Origin of the sequence: Pseudomonas sp. WS 5412 (assembly GCF_012985615.1) — a bacterium.
GTDB lineage: Bacteria > Pseudomonadota > Gammaproteobacteria > Pseudomonadales > Pseudomonadaceae > Aquipseudomonas > Aquipseudomonas shahriarae.
The window spans coordinates 1-21,357 of sequence record NZ_JAARMB010000034.1 but is presented as its reverse complement, the minus strand read 5'-3'; the positions used below and the strand labels follow the sequence as shown (position 1 = coordinate 21,357).

The 21,357-nt window shown below is 62.8% G+C and carries 23 protein-coding genes; 7 read left to right on the top strand and 16 right to left on the bottom strand.

Features of this window, described 5'->3' with window-relative positions:
• Nucleotides 1–57 precede the first annotated feature (57 nt).
• The 6 genes from HBR94_RS27175 to HBR94_RS27150 all read left to right on the top strand — a co-directional run bounded on the left by HBR94_RS27175 (nucleotide 58) and on the right by HBR94_RS27150 (nucleotide 7,119).
• Nucleotides 58–1,338, top strand: coding sequence for a glycerate kinase (locus HBR94_RS27175; RefSeq protein WP_120732266.1), 1,281 nt, complete (start codon nucleotides 58–60; stop codon nucleotides 1,336–1,338).
• Nucleotides 1,328–2,743 carry a pyruvate kinase gene (gene pyk / locus HBR94_RS27170; protein ID WP_057958973.1) on the top strand — a complete coding sequence of 472 codons (1,416 nt, stop codon included), beginning with the start codon at nucleotides 1,328–1,330 and terminating at the stop codon, nucleotides 2,741–2,743. Before HBR94_RS27175 ends, pyk begins: the two co-directional genes overlap by 11 nt.
• 119 nt (nucleotides 2,744–2,862) lie before the next feature.
• Nucleotides 2,863–3,738 carry an urea transporter gene (locus HBR94_RS27165; RefSeq protein ID WP_170045842.1) on the top strand — a complete coding sequence of 292 codons (876 nt, stop codon included), beginning with the start codon at nucleotides 2,863–2,865 and terminating at the stop codon, nucleotides 3,736–3,738.
• Between the two features lie 31 nt (nucleotides 3,739–3,769).
• Nucleotides 3,770–4,594, top strand: coding sequence for an ion transporter (locus HBR94_RS27160; protein ID WP_057438844.1), 825 nt, complete (start codon nucleotides 3,770–3,772; stop codon nucleotides 4,592–4,594).
• Nucleotides 4,595–4,687: 93 nt separating this feature from the next.
• Nucleotides 4,688–5,692 (top strand): sulfate ABC transporter substrate-binding protein, encoded by a 1,005-nt coding sequence (locus tag HBR94_RS27155; RefSeq protein ID WP_057438843.1) that lies wholly within the window; start codon nucleotides 4,688–4,690, stop codon nucleotides 5,690–5,692.
• A 230-nt stretch (nucleotides 5,693–5,922) separates the two neighbouring features.
• Nucleotides 5,923–7,119, top strand: a complete 1,197-nt coding sequence (locus HBR94_RS27150) for an MFS transporter (RefSeq protein WP_057438842.1) — start codon at nucleotides 5,923–5,925, stop codon at nucleotides 7,117–7,119.
• 23 nt (nucleotides 7,120–7,142) lie between these two features.
• On the opposite strand, the gene HBR94_RS27145 is transcribed toward HBR94_RS27150, so the two are convergent.
• From HBR94_RS27145 to phnC, 16 genes are all read right to left on the bottom strand, one after another.
• The gene (locus HBR94_RS27145; protein ID WP_262383433.1) at nucleotides 7,143–8,744 is read right to left on the bottom strand and encodes a M10 family metallopeptidase C-terminal domain-containing protein; all 1,602 of its coding nucleotides are present in this window, start codon (nucleotides 8,742–8,744) and stop codon (nucleotides 7,143–7,145) included.
• Between the two features lie 271 nt (nucleotides 8,745–9,015).
• The gene (locus HBR94_RS27140; RefSeq protein WP_057958970.1) at nucleotides 9,016–9,420 is read right to left on the bottom strand and encodes a type II toxin-antitoxin system HicB family antitoxin; all 405 of its coding nucleotides are present in this window, start codon (nucleotides 9,418–9,420) and stop codon (nucleotides 9,016–9,018) included.
• A 24-nt stretch (nucleotides 9,421–9,444) separates the two neighbouring features.
• Entirely contained in the window at nucleotides 9,445–9,633 is a 189-nt protein-coding gene (locus HBR94_RS27135; RefSeq protein WP_057438840.1) for a type II toxin-antitoxin system HicA family toxin, read from the bottom strand.
• Between the two features lie 121 nt (nucleotides 9,634–9,754).
• Complete coding sequence (gene phnP, locus HBR94_RS27130) at nucleotides 9,755–10,504, bottom strand: phosphonate metabolism protein PhnP (protein WP_169961382.1); 750 nt, start codon at nucleotides 10,502–10,504, stop codon at nucleotides 9,755–9,757.
• Nucleotides 10,495–11,061, bottom strand: a complete 567-nt coding sequence (phnN, locus tag HBR94_RS27125; RefSeq protein ID WP_170045841.1) for a phosphonate metabolism protein/1,5-bisphosphokinase (PRPP-forming) PhnN — start codon at nucleotides 11,059–11,061, stop codon at nucleotides 10,495–10,497. Before phnN ends, phnP begins: the two co-directional genes overlap by 10 nt.
• A complete protein-coding gene (locus HBR94_RS27120; protein WP_057438838.1) occupies nucleotides 11,061–12,206 on the bottom strand; it encodes an alpha-D-ribose 1-methylphosphonate 5-triphosphate diphosphatase in 1,146 nt (381 codons plus the stop codon). Before HBR94_RS27120 ends, phnN begins: the two co-directional genes overlap by 1 nt.
• Nucleotides 12,196–12,918: a phosphonate C-P lyase system protein PhnL gene (gene phnL / locus HBR94_RS27115; RefSeq protein WP_057444569.1), complete on the bottom strand. Its 723-nt coding sequence runs from the start codon at nucleotides 12,916–12,918 to the stop codon at nucleotides 12,196–12,198. The genes HBR94_RS27120 and phnL overlap by 11 nt, the downstream gene beginning before the upstream one ends.
• Nucleotides 12,915–13,724, bottom strand: a complete 810-nt coding sequence (phnK, locus tag HBR94_RS27110) for a phosphonate C-P lyase system protein PhnK (RefSeq protein ID WP_120734408.1) — start codon at nucleotides 13,722–13,724, stop codon at nucleotides 12,915–12,917. Before phnK ends, phnL begins: the two co-directional genes overlap by 4 nt.
• Nucleotides 13,685–14,527 carry an alpha-D-ribose 1-methylphosphonate 5-phosphate C-P-lyase PhnJ gene (locus HBR94_RS27105; RefSeq protein WP_057438836.1) on the bottom strand — a complete coding sequence of 281 codons (843 nt, stop codon included), beginning with the start codon at nucleotides 14,525–14,527 and terminating at the stop codon, nucleotides 13,685–13,687. Before HBR94_RS27105 ends, phnK begins: the two co-directional genes overlap by 40 nt.
• A complete protein-coding gene (locus HBR94_RS27100) occupies nucleotides 14,520–15,596 on the bottom strand; it encodes a carbon-phosphorus lyase complex subunit PhnI (protein WP_115127681.1) in 1,077 nt (358 codons plus the stop codon). Before HBR94_RS27100 ends, HBR94_RS27105 begins: the two co-directional genes overlap by 8 nt.
• Nucleotides 15,596–16,186, bottom strand: coding sequence for a phosphonate C-P lyase system protein PhnH (gene phnH / locus HBR94_RS27095; RefSeq protein WP_170045840.1), 591 nt, complete (start codon nucleotides 16,184–16,186; stop codon nucleotides 15,596–15,598). The genes HBR94_RS27100 and phnH overlap by 1 nt, the downstream gene beginning before the upstream one ends.
• Nucleotides 16,186–16,623: a phosphonate C-P lyase system protein PhnG gene (phnG, locus tag HBR94_RS27090; RefSeq protein ID WP_057438833.1), complete on the bottom strand. Its 438-nt coding sequence runs from the start codon at nucleotides 16,621–16,623 to the stop codon at nucleotides 16,186–16,188. Before phnG ends, phnH begins: the two co-directional genes overlap by 1 nt.
• A gap of 11 nt (nucleotides 16,624–16,634) precedes the next feature.
• Nucleotides 16,635–17,339: a phosphonate metabolism transcriptional regulator PhnF gene (gene phnF, locus HBR94_RS27085; RefSeq protein WP_057438832.1), complete on the bottom strand. Its 705-nt coding sequence runs from the start codon at nucleotides 17,337–17,339 to the stop codon at nucleotides 16,635–16,637.
• 36 nt (nucleotides 17,340–17,375) lie between these two features.
• Nucleotides 17,376–18,158: a phosphonate ABC transporter, permease protein PhnE gene (gene phnE, locus HBR94_RS27080; protein ID WP_032859104.1), complete on the bottom strand. Its 783-nt coding sequence runs from the start codon at nucleotides 18,156–18,158 to the stop codon at nucleotides 17,376–17,378.
• Between the two features lie 179 nt (nucleotides 18,159–18,337).
• Entirely contained in the window at nucleotides 18,338–19,339 is a 1,002-nt protein-coding gene (phnD, locus tag HBR94_RS27075) for a phosphonate ABC transporter substrate-binding protein (RefSeq protein WP_115127678.1), read from the bottom strand.
• 32 nt (nucleotides 19,340–19,371) lie between these two features.
• Complete coding sequence (gene phnC / locus HBR94_RS27070) at nucleotides 19,372–20,205, bottom strand: phosphonate ABC transporter ATP-binding protein (RefSeq protein ID WP_057438830.1); 834 nt, start codon at nucleotides 20,203–20,205, stop codon at nucleotides 19,372–19,374.
• Nucleotides 20,206–20,661: 456 nt separating this feature from the next.
• On the opposite strand from phnC, the gene HBR94_RS27065 reads away from it, so the two are divergent.
• Nucleotides 20,662–20,991 carry a DUF3077 domain-containing protein gene (locus tag HBR94_RS27065; RefSeq protein ID WP_143110378.1) on the top strand — a complete coding sequence of 110 codons (330 nt, stop codon included), beginning with the start codon at nucleotides 20,662–20,664 and terminating at the stop codon, nucleotides 20,989–20,991.
• Nucleotides 20,992–21,357: the final 366 nt, after the last annotated feature.

The following is a 21,357-nucleotide window of genomic DNA, read 5'->3' as shown; positions in this document are numbered from 1 at the left end:
ACATTTGGCCCTCATTCCACGCCTCAAACCCAATAACAAGAATCCGGGAGCCCGCTTATGTCGGTCGATCCGCAACACCTGCTTCGCGAGCTGTTTGCCACAGCCATCGACGCTGCCCACCCCCGGCAAGTCCTCGAACCTTATCTGCCCGCCGACCGCAGCGGCCGGGTGATCGTGATCGGCGCGGGCAAAGCCGCAGCCGCCATGGCCCTGGTCGTGGAAAACAGCTGGCAGGGCGAGGTTTCGGGCCTGGTGGTCACACGCTACGGCCACGGCGCACCCTGCCAAAAAATCGAAGTGGTCGAAGCAGCGCACCCCGTGCCGGATGCCGCCGGCCAGGCCGTGGCCAAGCGTGTGCTGGCGCTGATCAGCAACCTGGGCGAAGACGACCGGGTGATCTTCCTGCTGTCTGGCGGCGGTTCAGCCCTGTTGGCGTTGCCGGCAGCGGGTATCACCCTGGCCGACAAACAAGCCATCAACAAAGCCCTGCTCAAATCCGGCGCGACCATCGGCGAGATGAATTGCGTGCGCAAGCACCTCTCGGCGATCAAGGGTGGGCGCCTGGCCAAGGCCGCCTGGCCGGCCACGGTCTACACCTACGCGATTTCCGATGTGCCGGGCGACCAGGCCACGGTGATTGCCTCCGGCCCGACCGTAGGCGACCCGAGCACCTCGCAACAGGCGCTGGCGATTCTCAAGCGTTACCAGATCGAAGTGCCGGCCTCGGTGCGCAGCTGGTTGCAGAACCCGGAATCAGAGACGGTCAAACCCGGCGACCCGTGCCTGGCGCGCAGCCATTTCCAATTGATCGCACGGCCGCAGCAATCCCTCGAAGCGGTGGCGGTAAAAGTGCGCCAGGCCGGTTTCAGCCCACTGATCCTCGGTGATCTGGAAGGCGAAGCGCGGGACGTGGCCAAGGTCCACGCCGGCATTGCCCGGCAAATCGTGCAGCACGGCCAGCCACTGGCGGCGCCCTGCGTGATCCTGTCCGGCGGCGAGACCACCGTGACCGTGCGCGGCAATGGCCGTGGCGGACGCAACGCCGAATTCCTGCTGAGCCTTACCGACAGCCTCAAGGGCCTGCCCGGCGTCTACGCCCTGGCCGGTGACACCGACGGCATCGACGGCTCCGAAGACAACGCCGGGGCAATCATGACCCCCACCAGCTACGCCCGCGCCGAGGCCCTGGGCCTGTCGGCCAGCGATGAGCTGGATAACAACAATGGCTACGGCTATTTCGCGGCACTCGACGCGTTGATCGTCACCGAGCCGACCCGTACCAACGTCAACGACTTCCGCGCCATTTTGATACTTGAGACTGCTGCCCATGACGCCTGACAAGAAGGTCAAAATCCTCGCCACCCTGGGGCCGGCCACCGACGGTATTGATGACATCCGCGAGCTGGTGGAAGCCGGGGTGAACATCTTTCGCCTGAACTTCAGCCATGGCGAGCACGCCGACCATGCCCAGCGCTACCAATGGATCCGCCAGGTTGAACGCCAGCTCAATTACCCCCTGGGGATCCTGATGGACCTGCAAGGGCCCAAGCTGCGGGTCGGGCGTTTCGCCGAAGGCAAGGTGCAACTGGTGCGTGGCCAGGCCTTGCGCCTGGACCTTGACCCGACACCGGGCGATCAGCGCCGGGTCAACCTGCCCCACCCGGAAATCATCAAGGCCCTGGAGCCGGGCATGGACCTTTTGCTGGATGACGGCAAGCTGCGCCTGCGGGTGATTACCAAGCATGCCGACGCGATCGACACCACAGTGTTGAATGGCGGCGAACTGTCCGACCGTAAAGGGGTGAACGTCCCACAAGCCTTGTTGGAACTCAGCCCACTGACCGCCAAGGACCGCCGCGACCTGAGCTTCGGCCTGGAGCTGGGCGTGGACTGGGTGGCGCTGTCGTTTGTGCAACGCCCCGAAGATATCCGCGAAGCCCGCGAGCTGATCGGTGACAAGGCGTTCTTGATGGCGAAGATCGAAAAACCCTCGGCGGTGCGCTACCTGCAGGAAATCGCCGAGTTGAGCGATGCGATCATGGTCGCCAGAGGGGACCTGGGCGTGGAAGTGCCGGCCGAAAGCGTGCCGCAAATCCAGAAAGACATCATCAGCACCTGCCGCCAGCTGGGCAAACCGGTGGTGGTGGCCACACAGATGCTCGAGTCCATGCGCTTCTCGCCGGCCCCCACCCGCGCCGAAGTCACCGACGTGGCCAATGCCGTGGCCGAAGGCGCCGATGCGGTGATGCTGTCGGCCGAAACCGCGTCCGGCGAATACCCGTTGGAAGCGGTGCAGATGATGAGCAAGATCATCCGCCAGGTGGAGAACGGCCCGGACTACCAGACCCAACTGGATGTAAGCCGGCCCAAGGCCGATGCCACGGTGTCCGACGCCATCAGCTGCGCGATCCGTCGGATCAGCAGCATCCTGCCGGTGGCGGTGCTGGTGAACTACAGCGAGTCGGGCAGCTCCAGCCTGCGTGCAGCACGGGAGCGCCCGGCGGTGCCGATCCTCAACCTCACGCCCAACCTGTCCACTGCGCGCCGCTTGAGCGTGGCCTGGGGTGTGCATTCGGTGGTCAATGACCGCTTGAGGCAGGTGGACGAGGTGTGTTCCACCGCACTGGAAATCGCCCAGGCCCAAGGCATGGCACAGCGTGGGGATACCTTGTTGATCACGGCGGGGGTGCCGTTTGGGCAACCGGGGTCGACCAACTCGCTGCGCATTGAGACGTTGATCTAGCGTCTGTTCGGGCCTTATCGCGAGCAAGCCCGCCCCCACATTTGATTGGGTTCGCCAATCAAATGTGGGAGCGGGCTTGCCTGCGATAAGGGCAACTCGGTCTCCCTGACTCCCTCACCATGCCCAACCCAACCTGCCCCGACTGGGCCGAAGCTCTGCTCAACGGCTTCAGCCAGATATTCCTGCAACGCCACCCGCTGTGTGGCCTGCTCTGCCTGCTGGCGATCCTCACCTGCGCCCCGGCCCTGCTCGGCGGTGCGCTGCTGGGCGGGGTCGCCGGCCTGCTCACGGCCCAGCGCCGCGACTATCCCAAGGCCGAGCGCCAGGCCGGGCTCTATAGCTACAACGGTGTGTTGCTGGGATTACTGATCAGCCAGCATTTCGCCTGGTCGGCCTTGCTGCCGCCGTTGATCCTGGCCTGCGGCGGCCTGAGTGCGATCCTGACCCGGCAATGGGTCAAGCGCACGGGCCATGGCGATGACTTGCCTGCCTATACCGTGCCCTTCGTCGGGTTAGGCTGGCTGTTGCTCGGCACGGTCGCATCTGCCGCGCTGCCTATCACTACGCCGGCCCCCCTGGACTGGCTAAGCGCTCCGCTGATCGGCCTGGGGCAGATCGTGCTGCTGGATCAACCACTGGCCGGCGTGCTGATCGCCCTTGGCCTGCTGCTGGCCAGCCCTCGCGCAGCGCTGTGGGCCGTGGTGGGCGCCTGCAGCGGCATGGCACTCGGCCTGCTGCTCGACGACCGCGCTGGCGCCCTGCTCGGCCTGCACAGCTATAACCCGGCGCTTGCCGCCCTGGCCCTCAGCCAGTACCGGCGCCAACCCTGGCTGCCCCTGCTCGGCATCCTCCTGGCATGCCTGCTTGCCCCAGGCTTCGCCGGCCTGCACCTGGCACCGCTGACTGCGCCGTTTATCCTCGCCTGCTGGCTGGTGCGCGCCACCCTGCGTCTGCGGCACCGGTCCAACATGGACAGCCCGTTCGAATCCCCCTAGGCTTCGCAGATCTTCGATTCAGGCGGACTTCATGGACAGTAACAACGACTGGCGCCAGCGGCTCTACGTCATGGTTTTCCAGAGCGACACGGCGGCCGGGCGGCGCTTCGACGGCATCCTGTTGCTGATCATCCTCGCCAGCATAGTGATCGTGATGCTCGACAGCATCGACGTCGTGCACCAGAACTACGCCGATGTGCTGGCCTATATCGAGTGGGGCTTCACGCTGATCTTCGCCATCGAGTACGGCCTGCGCCTGTATTGCTCGCCCAAGCCATTGCGCTATGCCTTCAGTTTCTACGGGCTGGTGGACTTGCTGGCCATCGTCCCCGGCATCCTCGCCCTGTACTACAGCGACGCCCAGTACCTGCTGATTATCCGCATCATCCGCATGTTGCGGATCTTCCGGGTGCTCAAGCTCAGCCCGTACCTCAAGCAAGCCAACTACCTGATGTCGGCGCTGCGCGGCAGCAAGCAAAAGATCGTGGTGTTCCTGGTCAGCGTCTGCACCCTGGTGACGGTGTTCGGCACCCTGATGTACGTGATCGAGGGCCCGGAGCATGGCTTTACCAGCATCCCCAAGGGCATCTACTGGGCCATCGTGACCCTGACCACCGTGGGTTTTGGCGACATCGTGCCCAAGACCCCGCTGGGCCAGGTGATCTCGTCGCTGGTGATGATCACCGGCTACTCGATCATCGCCGTGCCCACCGGGATCTTTACCGCCGAACTGGCCAACGCCATGCGCGGCGAGCAATTGCAACACGACTGCCCGGTGTGCAAGAAAAGCAGCCACGAACCCAACGCGGCCTTCTGTTCGCGCTGCGGCAACGGGCTCTATAAAAAAGTGGAATAAGCAAAGTACTTTTTAATCTTTAAGCGTCTATGCCACCGCGGCTATAGTCGTGGGCTATAAGCCACCACCTTCGCGAACAACAAGGAATGAGCAGTGAAAAAACTCGTTAGCGCTTCGCTCCTGGCCGCCGGCCTTGCACTGTCTATTGGCGCCCAGGCCGCCTCGACCACCCTGCTCAACGTCTCGTATGACGTGATGCGTGACTTCTACAAGGACTACAACGCCGCGTTCCAGAAGCACTGGCAAGCCGAACACCCGAACGACAAGCTGACCTTGCAGATGTCCTTCGGCGGTTCCAGCAAACAGGCGCGCTCGGTCATCGACGGCCTGCCGGCTGACGTGATCACCATGAACATGGCCACCGACATCAACGCCCTGGCGGACAACGGCAAACTGGTGCCCGACAACTGGGTCACCCGCCTGCCGAACAACAGCGCGCCATTCACTTCCGCCACCGTATTTATCGTACGCAAGGGCAACCCCAAGGCCCTGAAAGACTGGCCGGACCTGCTCAAGGATGGCGTACAGGTGATCGTGCCCAACCCCAAGACTTCCGGTAACGGGCGCTACACCTACCTGTCGGCCTGGGGCTATGTGCTGAAGAACGGCGGCGATGAAAACAAGGCCAAGGACTTTGTCGGCAAGCTGTTCAAGCAGGCACCGGTGCTCGATACCGGTGGCCGTGCCGCGACCACCACGTTCATGACCAACCAGATCGGCGACGTGCTGGTGACCTTTGAAAACGAAGCGGAAATGATTGCCCGTGAGTTCGGCCGCGATCAGTTCGAAGTGGTTTACCCAAGCGTTTCCGCTGAAGCCGAGCCGCCGGTGTCGGTGGTCGACAAAGTGGTCGAGAAGAAAGGCACCCGTGCGGTGGCCGATGACTACCTGAAATACCTGTGGTCGGCCGAAGGCCAGGAAATTGCCGCCAACAACTACCTGCGTCCACGTGACCCAGCGGTGCTGGCCAAATACACCGACCGTTTCCCGAAAGTTGACTTCCTCTCGGTAGAGAAGACTTTTGGCGACTGGCGCACCGTGCAGAAAACCCACTTCAATGATGGCGGGGTCTTCGACCAGATCTACAACGGTCAATAACTGACAAAACTCGTTCAAAAAATGTGGGAGCGGGCTTGCCCGCGATAGCGGTGTATCAGCCAGGTATTTCTAACCTGACACGCCGCCATCGCGGGCAAGCCCGCTCCCACATTAGGTTCTGCGCAAGGCATTAATGCCAGGCATGACTGAAATCATCAGTAACACTTTACCCCCTCCCTCGCCTACCCTTTACCCTTCACGCCATCCTTCCCCGTTTTAACGAGAACACCATGACCGCTACCTCACCCGCGACCGCCACCATGACCCGTGGCATGGTGCTGCTGTTTGCGTTCTGCTGTGGCGCCATCGTCGCCAACATCTACTACGCACAACCGATCATTGAGTTGATTGCCCCGGACATCGGCCTGACACCCGCCATGGCCAGCCTGATCGTGTCCCTGACCCAGATTGGCTATGCCCTGGGCCTGTTCTTCCTGGTGCCGCTGGGCGACCTGCTGGAAAACCGTCGGCTGATGATCATCACCACCGTGGTCGCCATCGCCAGCCTGTTGGGTGCAGCCTTCACCAAAGAACCGAACCTGTTCCTGTTGGTGTCGTTGCTGATTGGCTTCAGCTCGGTGTCAGTACAGATCCTGATTCCCCTGGCCGCGCACTTGGCACCTGCCGAGTCCCGTGGCCGGGTGGTGGGTAGCATCATGGGTGGCCTGTTGCTGGGCATCCTGCTGGCACGGCCGGTGTCCAGCCTGGTGGCGGACCACTTCGGCTGGCGGGCGATGTTCATGGCCGCAGCCGCGATGATGGCCATTATCAGCGTGGTGCTGTTGTTGACCGTGCCCAAACGCCAGCCGGACCACAGTGCCAGCTATGGCCAGTTGTTGCGCTCGTTGGCCACCCTGCTGCGCGAGCAACCGTTGCTGCGCCAACGGGCGTTCTACCAGGGTTGCCTGTTCGCTGCCTTCAGCCTGTTCTGGACCGCCGTGCCCCTGGAACTCTCACGCAACCACGGCTTGAGCCAGAGCCAGATCGCCCTGTTTGCCCTGGTCGGTGCCCTCGGCGCCATCGCAGCACCGATCAGTGGGCGCCTGGCGGACGCCGGCCACACCCACCGCGCTTCGTTGCTGGCCATGTTGCTGGCGGCCCTGAGCTTTCTACCGGCGCTGGTACATCCGGCCTACAGCGTCATCGGCTTGATGGTCACGGGCGTGGTCCTGGACTTCTGCGTGCAGATGAATATGGTCCTCGGCCAGCGCACCATCTATGCCCTCGACGCTCACAGCCGCAGCCGCTTGAACGCGCTGTACATGACCAGCATCTTCATCGGTGGCGCCTTTGGCTCGGCGATTGCCAGCAGTGTGTATGAACACGGCGGCTGGCTTGGGGTGATCCTGGTGGGTAGCGCGTTCCCGTTGGTGGCCTTGCTGCGCTTCTTGAGTGTGTCCAGGGGCGCGTCGACAGTAAGAGCCTGAACCCATCAGGTACCAACCCTCACCTACCGATGCCCTTGCCCTGCCTGGCCCTTCTCAAATAACCGAATGAGCCCCTGCAACAGCATGAGGGTACTCTGGAGCACACTCGTCAAGATCGCGAGTAGGGATTCAGCGGGAGCGGGTGCCGGCATAGGCGGTGGGGTCGGAGTCGGGGGCGGCACAGGGGTTGGCGCCGGGGTGGGTAAGGGGGCGGGCCCGGGGGTTGGCGTCGGTCCTCCCGTCACGATATCGGTGGCTTGGATTTTACCGGCAGTGGTCAACAGCAAGTCAGGTTTGCCGCTACCGTTCATATCAATCGCCAGACTGCCACGCCCTGTACGCGCGTCATAACCCAGCACGGCATTGCCTGGCTGCCCATTGAATTGACTGGAGAAGTTGAGGTGTTTGATACCGGCTTCTCTCAAGGCGCCAGAAACATCGACTTTGTCGGTGCCGCTGGTGAAATCCTCGATCAGGTCTGGGTTCTGCGGCGTGGATTCACTGGCCTTGTCGTAGACGAAGATGTCCGCCCCGCCGCCTCCGCGCAGCTTGTCTGCCCCCCTGCCCCCCTTGAGGCGATTGTCTGCATCATTGCCGGTCAGCACATCATTGCCTGCACCGCCGACGGCATTTTCCAGGGTCACGCCCTTGGCGATGGAAACATTACCTTTCATTCCCCCGACGTCCGAGAATGATTGCGCATTGAGGTTGATGTTTTGGTCCTGGGAATAGCCGGAGAAATCCAGGGTGTCGTTACCGCCGCCGTCCCAGACACAAAAAACCGCTGAATCCGCAGCGCTCTTGATGCTCAGTACGTCACGCCCGGTATTGGAGTTGAACCCATAGGTCGTGTCTGTGTTGCGGGTAGTGTGGTTGGCACCATAAAGACGCTGAACCGCCGCGATGTCATACATCATGGGTGCCGAGGGCATCCGCCCCTTGAAGTCATGACCCGCGTTCTTGTGCTCTGCCCAATAACTCATGACCGTACCGGCCCGGGTGTCCTGCGCAAACTTCGCATCCCGCTCGTACGATCCGCCACCGTTGTAGTCACCGGGATGCGCCAGCCCCAGGCAATGGCCTATCTCGTGAACCATCGTGGTGTGGAAGTAACTCCCCTCCTTGGGCGCATGTGAGGCACGCCGTGTACCGATCGTGGCTTTCGCCGCGGGATTGTGCCGTGTCGGCCCCCATGCCACGCCACTTTCCATGCGATGAGAGCCGGACACCTCTATAGATCCATCCGTCTTGCGGGCGTTCTCATGAAAACTGATGTTGGCCACGTCTTGCCAAGCCTCCATGGCCCGCCGAGCACAGGTTTTCTGCTGCTCGGTGAAACCCTGGAGCTTGTAGGAAACCTGCGTCTTGCCGTCCCCGTCCCGATCGTTAAAACGCGTACCGCTGCGCGTAAGATGCCCGGCAACCTGATCAGTACTGAGGGAGCGTTTCCCACGGGCAGACATGGGTTCCCTGGACGGCCCGTGCATGCCTTCAGGACAGCAGCCAGGATGAGCAGCAGTGTTGTTGATTTGACTCATGGCGATCTCCGATTCGATTAATAACTGGGATATCAGGGTCCAACTGCGCCGCCTTTCATCGCAGAAAGCCGTCTCGGTCCCCGTCATCCGTGCCTAATCTTTCATGCAGGAAATCACCCCGCCACCGGGGCTTTGAGTCTTATTGAAACGCTTTGGCCGCTTGTTCGGTTTACTGACAAAACACATGGATCCTTACAATCCCCAAGGGTTATGCCGTCTTGAAAAAGCCCATTCAACTTGCTGATGGCCCTTGGAAAACGCAAAAAAGACACACGTTTCTTAATCCAAATCCTCGCCGTCCCACGAAATATCCGCTCTACATTTTAGCTTCGACGCCCCACCACCGAACTCACCGATTTCAAGAGCGCACCAACTTCTCCAGCGCCGCATCCGCCAGGAATGACGAGCGACTTTTGACCTTGTGCTCGCGCACATAACGGTCAATACGCTGGATCACATACCCCGGCAACGTGACATTGACCTTCTCGGTCTTGCCCAGGTAAGGCGAGATATCGAGCTCGAGCATCCCCCAGCCCATCCCGGCGTACTCCTCATTGCCGTGGTGCGTCGCCACCGAGGTCGGCATGGGAATCGCGTGGCCTTCGCCAGCCAGCTCCTGCAACAGGATGTGAGCCACTTCGACGGCGGCGTTGTAAGCCTCTTCAAAACTGTCTCCGGCCGTCACCGCGCCTGGAATATCAGGGATCTGGATACCGGTGGCGGTAAAGTCATCGCCCCATTCGATACAGATTGGGTATTGCATGAATATTCTCCTGAAAAAACCGACCTAGAACGAAAACAACCCGGCACGCTGCCGGATACTTCGCACGGTGCCCAAGGGCAGATCCTTCTTGGGATGGGGCACCGGTATCGTGGACGGGTTATAGCGATGGGTGAAAATGTGATGGCTGCCCATGACCCGATCCAACACCCAGCCCGCCTCTTGCAGTTCCTTGATCAATAGCCTGCTTTGCACCACAGCCTCCTTGCTCCGGCCCGAACAAAAATAACTCCAGAGTTACCTTTGCTCAAGCACAGATTTTTCAGAGCAGACTGACGGTTGTTTTGCCGGATATTGAAAAGCCCCAGGCATGGAGCTAAAGCACCCGCCCATCCCAGCCCACCGTCACATGCGGTGGCAGTTCACCGCGATGCTGCAACAGCCAGGCATCCAGGGTGTGCCCGACGTGGGTCAGCACGCCAAGCTCGGCGCCGCACGCTTCGATGCATTGCAAGGCCAGGGTCAGGTCATTGTGATTGCGCGGCGCCTGGGGTTGCGGTGGCATGGAGCAGTCAATGACCAGTACGTCCAGAGGCTCGCGCCGCAACCAGTCGAGGGTCGCCGGGGGCAGGCCCGTGGTGTCGGTCAGGTAGGCCAGGCGCCGTCCCTGCCCTTGCAGCAGGTAGCCGAAGGTCGGCTTGGAATGCTGCAGGGGCAACGCGGTGACCGTCAGCTCGCCAAACTGGCGGGTCTCGAACTCGGCGAAGGGCTGGCTGAAATCGAGGATGCCGGGATGCTTGTAGAGGTCCGACAGGCCCTCGGGGTCTGCCGGGCCATGCACCGGAATGATCAGGCCCTGGCCCCAGCGCAGGTGCAGCAGGCCCTGGGCGTGATCGGCATGGTAGTGGGTCTGCAGAATGCCGTTGAAGCTGCGTGGCGGGAAACGCTCGGTGAGGTCCGTCAGCCCGCTGTCGATCAACCAGCGTTGCTCACCGCACTCGATCAGCGCGCTGCACTCGCGGCGGCGCAGGCGTTCATCGCTGCGTGCCAGGGTGCAGGCCGCGCATTCGCAGCCATACACCGGGACTTGGCGGGCGTCGCCGGTGCCCAGCAGGGTCAGGCGCATGCCGAGTGCCCCTCCTCCAGGCAATCGAGCAACCGGGCGACGGTATGCACCAACGGCCCGGAGTTATCCAGCAGGAACACCCCAGGCGCTGCCTGCAGGCTGTCGCTGAACTGCGCATTGCGCGCCAGGCGCGCGTCGATGTCTGCCACCGACTCACGGCCCCGCGCCAGCAAACGCTGGCGCAACACCGCCTGGTCCACCGTCAGCAGCACCACCAACAGCGTCGGATAACGTGCGCGGGTCTGCGCCAGATGGCCACGGGAGCCATTGACCAGCACATCGTCGCCGGCCGCCAGCCAGTCGTCGATCTGCCGTGGAATGCCATAAGACAGGCCATTGGCATGCCAACTGAGGGCAAAGCCGCCCTCGGCTTGCAGCGCGGCGAATTGCGCGGAGCTTACACCCTGGGCGGCCTCGCCCACCGCTTCCGCCGAACGGGTGATGACCCGTCGCACGATGCGGCAACCGCGCTCGGCCAATGGCCCGCGCGCGGCTTCCAACAGGCTGTCCTTGCCCGAACCCGATGGCCCGATGAGATAGATCAACCTGCCCACCATCAAAACACCCTCTTGGCTTGTCGCCAGACTTGTTGGACTACCGGCAGCCCGCCCTGGGCCCTGGCTTGCACCAGGTCCGCACGCAGGCCGACGGCAATTTCCCCGCGATCCTTGATGCCCGCCGCCTGTGCAGGGGCCAGGCTGATCATCTTGATCGCCTGGGGCAGATCGCAGTCATTGTCCTGGGCCGCCAGGGCAAAGGCCGCTGGCAACAGGCTGGCCGGGTAGTAGTCACTGGAAAGTATATCCAGCAATCCTTCAGCAGCCAGGCCGGCGGCGGCCACATTACCCGAGTGGGAACCGCCGCGCACCACGTTCGGCGCGCCCATCAGCACTTTCATCCCCAGTTGCCGGCAACCGCGCGCCGCTTCCAGGGTGGTGGGGAACTCGGCGATGTTCATGCCATAGCGCGCCGACTCCTCGACATGGGCCAGGGTCGCGTCGTCATGGCTGGCCACCGACAGGCCACGCGCCAGGCAATGCTCGACGATCGCGGCGCGGTAGCGGTCGCTGTAGGCCTTGGAGTTGGCCATTTGCAACAGCACGAACGCGTCCATGGTTTCATCATTCAAATGGTATTTGCCCATGTAGTACTCGCGGTACTTGGACTCCAGCACAAACTGGCGCTGGCCCGGCGAGTGGTCCATCACCGACACCAGTTGCACCAGCGGGTTTTCCACCAGATCGCGGAACACACTCAAGGTGTCCGGGTGGCACAGCTCGCAACGCAGGTGCAGGCGGTGTTCGGCGCGGGTCAGGCCGGCTTCCTGCGTCGAGGCAATGGCATTGAGCATCGCCGGCAGCTTCTGCATGCGATTGCCCTTGGGGTTCACGTCGCCGATGGACACCGCATCGAACACCGTGGTGATACCGGCCGCGATGATCTGCGCATCATGGCTGAGCACGGCCGAGGTCGATGGCCAGTCCACGCCGGGGCGCGGGGTCATGTGCTTTTCCAGGTTGTCGGTGTGCAACTCCACCAGCCCCGGCAGCAGGAAATCACCGCCCAGGTCCTGGGCGTGGGGTAACTGGCTGCGGCCTTCGGCGAGGTCAACGATCACCCCGTCACGCAGCAGCACACTGCCGAGAAATACACGATCAGCAGTGACCAGTTGGGCATTGCTGAGGATCTGTTCAGCGGGCATCGGCGTAGTCCTCGTCGGTAATCACAGCGGGCGTCATGTCCAAATGGCGGTCAGCCACCGCCTCACGGGCGGCACGGTCATGGAAGATGCCAATCAGTGCGGCACCGCCGGCCTTGGCTTCGTTGATCAGTTCCAGGACAACCTGACGGTTGCGGTCATCCAGGGAGGCCGTCGGTTCGTCGAGCAACATCACCGGCCAGGCCACCATGAAGCCGCGCGCGATATTGACTCGCTGCTGCTCGCCCCCGGAGAACGTGCCCGGCGCCAGTTGCCACAGGCGCCGGGGGATATTCAGGCGCGCCAGCAAATGCTCGGCACGGGCCTGGGCGTCAGCCTTCGTCCAGCCACGGGCCAGCGCGGGCTCCATCACCACATCCAGGCAGGCGACCCGTGGTATCACCCGCAAAAACTGGCTGACATAGCCCAGGGTCTGCTGGCGTACCTCGAGAACCTCCCGGGGTGCAGCGCCCACCAGCTCCAGCCACTGACCGGCATGGCGCACGCAGATGCTGCCCCCGGCCGGCAGGTAGTTGCCATACAAGGTGCGCAGCAAGGTGCTTTTACCCGCACCGGACTGGCCGTGCAGCACCAGGCATTCACCGCCCTGCACGCTGAACGCCACCCCGCGCAGCACGTTGAGCACCACGCCGTTCTGCTGATGCAAGGTGAAGGTTTTCGAGAGGTCACGGACCTCGATCAAGGCATTCGTCATGGCTGCAATACCGAAGACACCAGCAGTTGAGAGTAAGGGTGCTGTGGATCGTCGAGGATCTGATCCGTCAGCCCGGTTTCCACCACCCGCGAGCGGCGCATCACGATCAGGCGATCGGCCAGCAGGCGCGCCACCGCCAGGTCATGGGTGACGATCACCACCGCCAGGTCCAGCTCACGTACCAGGCCGCGCAGCAGGTCGAGCAGGCGCGCCTGCACCGACACGTCCAGGCCACCGGTGGGCTCATCCATAAACACCAGGCGCGGGCTGGAAACGAGGTTGCGGGCGATTTGCAGGCGCTGCTGCATGCCGCCAGAGAAGGTGCGCGGCAGGTCGTCGATGCGCTGCGGGTCGATCTCCACCTGGCCCAGCCAGTCCAGGCCGGCGCCACGCAGTTGCTGGTAATTGCGCACGCCCTGGGCCATCAGGCGCTCGCCAATGTTGGCGCCGGCCGACACGCCCATGCGCAGGCCGTCGCGGGGGTTCTGTTCAACGAAGCCCCATTCGGTGCGCAGCAAAGTGCGGCGTTCGGCTTCGCTGGCGCTGTAGAGGTCCAGCCATTCGCCGTCCTTGCTGCGATAGCCGACGCTGCCGGCCTGGGGCGGCAAGCGCCCGCTCAGCAGCGAGAGCAAGGTGGATTTACCCGAACCGGACTCGCCGACAATCCCCAGCACCTCACCGGGGTACAGATCAAAACTCACGTCCTGACAGCCCTTCTCCAGGCCGTACAGCAGGGACAGGTCGCGCACTTGCAATAAGGGCTGGCTCACTGGTTGTTCTCCTTGACCCGTTGGGCGCAGTACCAGGTGTCGGAACACACAAAACTCTGGGTGCCGGCGTCGTCGAGGATCAGTTCATCGAGGAACGAGTCATGGCTACCGCAGATGGCGCAGTGGTGGTCCCACGTCTGCACTTCAAAGGGGTGATCCTCGAAGTCCAGGCTGCTGACCTGGGTGTACGGCGGCACCGCGTACAGGCGCTTTTCGCGGCCGGCACCGAACAGCATCAGCGCCGGGCTCATGTCGAGTTTCGGGTTGTCGAATTTGGGGATCGGCGAAGGGTCCATCACATAGCGCTCGTCGACCATCACCGGGTAGGCATAAGCGGTGGCGATATGGCCGAAGGTGGCGATGTCTTCGTAGAGTTTTACGTGCATCACCCCATAGTCGTTGAGGGCGTGCATGGTGCGGGTCTCGGTTTCCGAGGGCTCGATAAAGCGCAGCGGCTCGGGGATCGGCACTTGGTAGACCATGATCTGCCCGGCCTGCAGCGGGGTTTCCGGGATGCGGTGGCGGGTCTGGATCACTGTGGCGTCGGGGGTGGCTTCGGTGGTGGCGATACCGGCGGTGCGCGCAAAAAAGCGCCGGATGGACACGGCGTTGGTGGTGTCGTCGGCGCCCTGGTCGATGACCTTGAGCACGTCGTCGGCACCGAGGATCGCCGCCGTCAATTGCATGCCGCCGGTGCCCCAACCATAGGGCAGCGGCATCTCGCGACCACCGAACGGCACTTGGTAACCGGGAATCGCCACGGCCTTGAGCAAGGCGCGACGGATCATGCGTTTGGTCTGTTCGTCGAGGTAGGCGAAGTTGTAGGCGGCGTCATTCATGGCGGGTGCCCTCGGCCGGTTGGCGCAGTTTGCGGATCAGTTCCAGTTCGGCCTGGAAGTCCACGTAGTGAGGCAATTTGAGGTGCGAGACAAAACCGGCGGCCTCAACGTTGTCGCAGTGGGCCAGCACGAATTCTTCGCGCTGGGCCGGCGAGACAATCTCTTCGCTGTACTCCTCGGCACGCAGCGAGCGGTCCACCAGGGCCATGCCCATGGCCTTGCGCTCGGCATGCCCGAACGCCAGGCCATAGCCGCGGGTGAACTGCGCCAACTCGGTGGCCGAGCCGACAAACTGGTTGACCATCTCGCACTCGGTGACTTCGATGCTGCCCAGGCAGATGGCAAAGCCCAGTTCTTCAGGATCGACCCATACCTCGACTTCACCGATGCGAATCTCCCCGGCAAACGGGTGATTGCGCCCATAGCCACGCTGGGTCGAATAGCCCAGCGCCAACAGAAACCCTTCATCGCCGCGAGCCAGGGCCTGCAGGCGCTCGGCACGGCTGGCAGGGAACTCCAGCGGGTCGCGGGTGATATCAGCGACGCTGGCGTGGTCGTCGGCTTCGTGCTTGATCAAGCCCTCTTTGGCCAGCAACCCCAGCACCCGTGGACACGGTTCGAGGCGCGCATCCGCCGTGGTCTGCGGGCCTGGATACTCACCCTCGGCCAGCAGCGCGAAATCCAGCAGGCGATGGGTGTAATCGAAGGTCGGGCCGAGCAACTGGCCGCCGGGCACGTCCTTGAAGGTGGCTGACAACCGTCGGCTCAACGACATCTGCGCGGTGTCGATCGGCAGGCTCGGGCTGAAGCGCGGCAATGTAGTGCGGTAGGCGCGCAGCAGGAAGATCGCTTCTACCAGGTCCCCCGCCGCCTGCTTGATCGCCAGTGCCGCCAGTTCTTCGTCGTACAGCGAGCCTTCACTCATCACCCGCGCCACGGCCAGGGGCAGTTGCTGGCGGATCTGCTCGACACTCAGTTCGGGAACCGCCGTATCACCCCGGCGTTTTTTCGCCAGCAGACGGTGGGCATTGTCGATGGCCTGTTCGCCACCCTTGACGGCTACGTACATCAGGCGTGCTCCTGTGTGATGCGACTGCTGCGCGGCAGGCCGAGCAGGTGATGGCCGGCGCTGAACAACACGTCCAGGCCACGGGGAAAGGCCTCGCGGCGCTGGCGCTCCAACCAGAAAGCCGACGGCACCGGCACCTGCACCCGGCGCTGGGCCTGGATGCCCGGGCCGCGCCAGAGCAAGGCGCGCCCGGCCTCCAGGTCGCTAAGCTGGACCAGCAAGGTGCAGGACTGGTCGGGGTAGCGATCATTGCCGTGATCGAAGCCGCTGAGGTCGAGCAGGTCCGGCTCGCCTAGCAAGGCAAACGCGGCCTCCTCCCGACGCGCAACCAACGGGCAGCCGCAGTGGAAGGCCAGGTTGGCGCGGATCAGTGGCTTGTCGAACGCCGGTGCCAGCCATAGCGGCGTGTCGACATCCAGCAGCGCCAGGCACAAGGCATAGGTGGCGGGCGCCAGGCCATCGAGGTGCGGGGCTGCCGGCAGGTGCTGGATCAAACCCGGTTCGGCCAAGGCCTTGAGCGCCGCGCGAAAACTGCGCTGGGCATCCAGCACCGGGTCGACAAACGCCGGCTGCAATAATTGAGCGTGCATCAGTTTTCTCCTCGCACCAGGGTGAAGAACTCGACCTTGGTCGCCGCAGTGTCGGCTTCTTTTTGCGCGCGGCGCCGGGCTTGGGCCTGGGCCAGTGCGCTGATCAAATCGCTGAGCCACGGGCTCGGTTGCGCGTTTTGCAGATGGGCATCGGCCAGGGCCGCCAGTTCGGCGTGGACCTTGTCGCGCCCGGCCAGGTAGCTGTAGCCGGTGCGGCCATCGGCCAGGCGCACCACACAGCGGGTCACCGTCATTTCACCGACGTTGAACGGCGCGCCATTGCCACCCATGCGCCCACGCACCAGGGTCATGCCGATTTCCGGGGCGCGGATCAGTTGGTACTCGGCGTCCTTCAATGCCGCTTCGTGGGGTTGCAATTCATTGAGCTGGGCGCGGGCAAGTACGCCAATCCAATGCTGACGCGGGGACAGATTCATCGGGGTCTCCATCAAGTCACCACCTGGTACTGGAAGCGATCGGAACGGCTGGTGGACTGCGCCAGCTCCACCGGGCGGCCATCGCGATCGCGGGAAAGGGTGAATACCGTGAGTGCCGGCAGATGCCGGGGCATCATCAGCAGCGCGGCTTCGTCGCGGTTGGGCAAGCGCGCACCGATCAGGCTCTGGGTGCGGGTCAACGGCAGGTCGCGCTCGCGCAGGTACTGGCGCAGGGAGCCGCCGTTGTAATCCGCCAGCAACGGCGCGTGGCTGGCGCAGTAGCGATGACGGATCAGGCTGACGGGCTGCTGGTCGAGCTTGCGCAGGGTTTGCAGCTCGATCATCGGCGCCATTTCGGCGATGCCCAGGTGCTGCGCTTCTTCGCGGCTGGCGTAGCAGTAGCGGCGCTTGAGCAGCAGCGCCTGCACGCCATGGCCCTGGGCCGACAGCGATTGGCTGTAGGCGGTGTCGGCGCCCATCGGGTAAATCAGCGGCCGGTCCAGCACCTGCGTGCCTTTGCCCTGCTGGCGCAGCAGGCTGCCTTCGAACACCAGCTCATCAATGGCGCGGCGCAGGGTGTGGCGGTTGACGCCAAAGCGCTCGGCCAACTGCACTTCGCCCGGCAGGAACTCCCCGGCCTGGTAGCCGCTGAGTTCACGGCGCAGGATATCGGCGAGTTCGCGGTACACCGGCTCATCTTGTCTAGACAACTGCATGCTTTAAAAAAAGCGCCCGCAGGCACCCCTCCAAGGTCAGATAAACCGCTTGCGCAGGCGTTGGGACAGCACGTCGATCAGGCTCACCACCACGATGATCACCAGCAGCACCGCGCAGGTCTGTACGAACTGGAAGGCGCGGATGTTCTCCCACAGGATCACGCCGATGCCGCCAGCGCCGACCATGCCCACCACCGTCGCCGAGCGCACATTGGCCTCGAAGCGGTACAGCGCGTAGCTCACCCACAGCGGCATGACTTGCGGGATCACGCCATAGATCACCTCTTGCAAGGCGCTGGCACCGGTGGCGCGTACACCTTCCACGGGGCCGGGGTCGATGGCCTCGACGGCTTCGGCAAACAGCTTGGCGAGTACCCCGGTGGTGCTGATCCACAGGGCCAGTACCCCGGCAAACGGACCAAGGCCGACCGCCACCACGAACAACATGGCGAACACCATTTCGTTGATCGAGCGAAAGGCATCCATCACCCGGCGCAGGGGTTGGTGAATCCACCAGGGCGTGATGTTGTCGGCGCAGAGGATGCCCAGGGGCACCGAGCAGACAATCGCCAGCACCGTGCCCCAAAGGGCGATTTGCACGGTGACGATCATTTCCTTGAGGTAGGAGCGCCACTCGTGGAAGTCCGGCGGGAAGAAGTCAGCGGCGAAGGTCGCCATGTTTCCCGAATCGCGGTACAGCGCCAGCGGGTTCATTTCCGCGCCTTTCCAGGCCCAGGCCAGCAGCACCAGGAACAGGCCCCAGCCGAGGTATTGCGGCCAGGTTCTTTTACCCACGGCTTCAGCGTGCAAGGTCGTCATGGATCACTCTCGATAATTACTGGAGCGGGGCCTATGGGGGAACCCGCTTGTGTGGGAGCTATGTGTGTGTGGGAGCGGGCTTGCTCGCGAAAGCGGTGGGTCAGTCAACATCAATGCTTGCTGGGCCGACGTCTTCGCGAGCAAGCCCGCTCCCACATAGGCCCAGCTCCAACAGGGGGTTAGCCGTTGGCGTCGGGTTTCTTGTCCAGCTCGCTCAGGCGCTGTTGCAGCGTGGCCAGGTCGGCGTCGATCTGCGCCAGCTTCTTGGCTTTATCCGCCTCGGCCAACTTGCTGTCGGCGCTGATGGTGGTGCGCTGCTTGAACAGCTCCAACTGGCGGATCGGCAGCAACTGGTCGTCGTTGGACGCGAGGAACTTGCCCAACTGCATGTTCTTCAACACCGCTTTCTCTGCCTCGGTGTCACCGTAGTTGGCAAAGAAATCGCGGATCTTGGTCTTCTCACTGTCAGTCAGGGCCTTGCTCCACACCATCGGGTCGGCGGGGATCAGCGGCGACTTCCAGATCACCTTGAGTTGCGCGGCCTTGTCCGGCTGGGTCACCTCCAGGCGGTCCCAGCTTTCGGTGTTGAAGGTGGCCACGTCCAACTGCCCCTTGGCCACGCTCAGTGCGTTGACTTCATGACTGGAGTTGAGGGTGCGCTTGAAGGCGGTGCCGGCATCCACGTTGTTCTTGGCGAACACGTAGTAGCCCGGCACCAGGTAGCCGGAGGTGGAGTTTGGGTCGCCATTGCCGAAGGTCAGGTTCTTGGCGTTCTTGAGCATGTCTTCGACGGAGTTGAGCGGGCTGTCCTTGCGTACGATCAGCAGGCTCCAGTAGCCGGCGGCGCCGTTGGCGGCAGCGGTCTGGGCGAAGATCTCGCCGTTGGAGCGGTCCACCGCCTCCATCGCTGCCTTGTTGCCGAGCCAGGCCACATCGACCTTGTTGAAGCGCATGCCCTGGATCAGGCCAGCGTAGTCGGAGGCGAAGGTGGCGTTGATGGTCAGGCCGGTCTTCTTGTGCATGTCATCGAGGAACGGCTGCCAGATGCTCTTGAGGTTCTGCGAAGACTCGGTGGACATGATGCCGAAGTTGATGGCCTTGTCAGCGGCCTGGGCATTGCCCAAGGCGACGCTGGCCAACAACACGGCAGACAGGAAAACATGACCGATACGGTTCAACATACAGGCGACTCCTAGGGATCGTGAATGGCGGTTCAAGCGCGGGCCAGGGCCAGGCGCTGGGGAAGTTCGGAACGGCGCGGCGGCTCGGAAAACATCAGGCTGGTGTCGACGTCGGCACCGTACAGATCGTTGAGGAACTGGCTGCTCATCTCGCGGCCCTGCCCGTCGAAATGAATGCGCCCGCCCTTGAGCGCCACGGCCCGTGGGCAATAACGCATGGCGTAATCGACTTGATGCAGGGTCACAACTACGGTCTTGCCGTCGCGTCGGTTGATATCGGCGAGGATCTCCATGACCTTGCGCGCCGACTCCGGGTCCAGGGAGGCAATCGGCTCGTCGGCCAGGATCACTTCGGCACGCTGGGTCAAGGCCCGGGCAATCGCCACGCGCTGCTGCTGGCCACCGGACAGGGTCGAGGCCCGCTGCTGGGCCAGGTCCGCCAGGCCAACCCGCGCCAGGGACTCCATGGCACATTGCTTTTCCTCGGCATTGAACAACCCGAGGTTGCCGCGCCAGCGCGGCATGCGGCCCAGGCAACCAAGCAGCACGTTGTCGATCACACTCAGGCGATTGACCAGGTTGAACTGCTGGAAGATATAGCCAATATCCGCGCGCAACCGCCGCACCTTGCCATTCAACCGCCCACTGGCCTGCACCTCTCGGCCCAGCACCTTGACGCTGCCGCCGTTGCCCTTGTCGCAACAGGCCAGCCCCGCAAGGTGGCGCAACAACGTGGACTTGCCGGAACCGGATGCACCGATCAGGGCGACCATCTCGCCGCTGGCGATGGTGAGTTCGAGGTCGACCAGCGCGGTTTTCTTCGCAAAGGTCTTGTTCAGGCGATCGACATGGATAGCGGGAGTCATGGGCTTCTCTGTCTGGTTTGAACAGCCTTGCGTGGCTGCGTTTGAGTTCAAACGACAGTAGGCGCGGGAGGTGTCAGGGCTATGACTTGCACATGACTGCAGGAGGGCGGTTTGATGAAAGTTTTATGAAAGGTTGGAACAACTGAAGGACAATTCCCATGCAGATGAGGATCGCTCCCATGCTCCATGTGGGAATGATCAAAACAGGACTTTCCCTACGGCTCATCATTTAACAGGCACACATCATGCTGGGCGAGCTGTACGCAGGAGGGCCCAGCCCTGCCAGGTCTCCATTCCTCGGTCGTCGCCCTTTTTCACGCAGCTATATGGCGGCTGTGCGCGGGGCACCTTCGGGTGCGCCGGGGTCCTGGAGTCCGGTCTTCCACACCTGCGTACAGTCGCCACCCATCATGTGGAAGTGATTGTGGCGGCTCCTTTAACTCCAGGAGCAACCGTATGAAAAAAGTCACGCCTAGCCCGCCCTACTCCCTGAACAACAGCAAACTCCACGAAGCCGCCCAACGTGCGCTCAAGCATTACGCACTGCATTCGCAGCTTGTATCTGCCTCGTCAGAAAAACTCTTCACCGTACGTGCCGGTCTCAGCACCGAAGAAGCGTTGAGCAACGCCTGTGAAATGCTCGAGTCGGCGGCGGTCAGTGCGTACGACTGCACCGAGCATCTTGAAGGCTCGAGCCGTAAGCAGGTGATGGCGGTGGTGCAATTGATCGAGATGGCGCAGTTGTTAGTCGAGGCAGCGTTGCACCGGGAATGCCCGGCGGCCTGACGGCCAAGTGAATCCCTGTGGGGGCTGGCTTGCCTGCGATGGCCATAGGTATCTACACAACTCGCTTTTTTTGGTTATTGGGTATGAGTACATATCCGTTGCTGCGGTTACGGCCACTTAGGGTTCCGCCCTTACGGCGGCTCACTTTGGAGAAGCGCCAAAGTAAGCAAAGCGCTCTTGCCCCACCACTCGGCACCTCGCCCAGGCTCGGTGTGCCCGTCATCCGACATTGATTTGGGGGGCCGCCGCGATGGGCCATCCATGGCCCAGCGCGGCTAACCCGGCGTCCTGCCGGGTTACCCCCCAAATCAATATCGGATGACGGCCAGCGTGGTTTAACGGGGCGCCTCAGATCAAAAGCAAAGC

Bases quoted from the DNA above. Each gene is read 5' to 3' on its own strand.
- phnC (WP_057438830.1), bottom strand. From the start codon at position 20,205: ATGACTCCCGCTATCCATGTCGATCGCCTGAACAAGACCTTTGCGAAG.
- HBR94_RS27100 (WP_115127681.1), bottom strand. From the start codon at position 15,596: ATGTACGTAGCCGTCAAGGGTGGCGAACAGGCCATCGACAATGCCCAC.
- phnF (WP_057438832.1), bottom strand. From the start codon at position 17,339: ATGCAGTTGTCTAGACAAGATGAGCCGGTGTACCGCGAACTCGCCGAT.
- HBR94_RS27150 (WP_057438842.1), top strand. From the start codon at position 5,923: ATGACCGCTACCTCACCCGCGACCGCCACCATGACCCGTGGCATGGTG.
- phnH (WP_170045840.1), bottom strand. From the start codon at position 16,186: ATGCACGCTCAATTATTGCAGCCGGCGTTTGTCGACCCGGTGCTGGAT.
- pyk (WP_057958973.1), top strand. From the start codon at position 1,328: ATGACGCCTGACAAGAAGGTCAAAATCCTCGCCACCCTGGGGCCGGCC.
- HBR94_RS27140 (WP_057958970.1), bottom strand. From the start codon at position 9,420: ATGCAATACCCAATCTGTATCGAATGGGGCGATGACTTTACCGCCACC.
- phnD (WP_115127678.1), bottom strand. From the start codon at position 19,339: ATGTTGAACCGTATCGGTCATGTTTTCCTGTCTGCCGTGTTGTTGGCC.
- HBR94_RS27065 (WP_143110378.1), top strand. From the start codon at position 20,662: ATGAAAAAAGTCACGCCTAGCCCGCCCTACTCCCTGAACAACAGCAAA.
- HBR94_RS27120 (WP_057438838.1), bottom strand. From the start codon at position 12,206: ATGCCCGCTGAACAGATCCTCAGCAATGCCCAACTGGTCACTGCTGAT.
- HBR94_RS27145 (WP_262383433.1), bottom strand. From the start codon at position 8,744: ATGACGGGGACCGAGACGGCTTTCTGCGATGAAAGGCGGCGCAGTTGG.
- HBR94_RS27160 (WP_057438844.1), top strand. From the start codon at position 3,770: ATGGACAGTAACAACGACTGGCGCCAGCGGCTCTACGTCATGGTTTTC.
- HBR94_RS27165 (WP_170045842.1), top strand. From the start codon at position 2,863: ATGCCCAACCCAACCTGCCCCGACTGGGCCGAAGCTCTGCTCAACGGC.
- phnN (WP_170045841.1), bottom strand. From the start codon at position 11,061: ATGGTGGGCAGGTTGATCTATCTCATCGGGCCATCGGGTTCGGGCAAG.
- HBR94_RS27175 (WP_120732266.1), top strand. From the start codon at position 58: ATGTCGGTCGATCCGCAACACCTGCTTCGCGAGCTGTTTGCCACAGCC.
- phnG (WP_057438833.1), bottom strand. From the start codon at position 16,623: ATGAATCTGTCCCCGCGTCAGCATTGGATTGGCGTACTTGCCCGCGCC.
- HBR94_RS27105 (WP_057438836.1), bottom strand. From the start codon at position 14,527: ATGAATGACGCCGCCTACAACTTCGCCTACCTCGACGAACAGACCAAA.
- phnL (WP_057444569.1), bottom strand. From the start codon at position 12,918: ATGACGAATGCCTTGATCGAGGTCCGTGACCTCTCGAAAACCTTCACC.
- phnP (WP_169961382.1), bottom strand. From the start codon at position 10,504: ATGCGCCTGACCCTGCTGGGCACCGGCGACGCCCGCCAAGTCCCGGTG.
- phnE (WP_032859104.1), bottom strand. From the start codon at position 18,158: ATGACGACCTTGCACGCTGAAGCCGTGGGTAAAAGAACCTGGCCGCAA.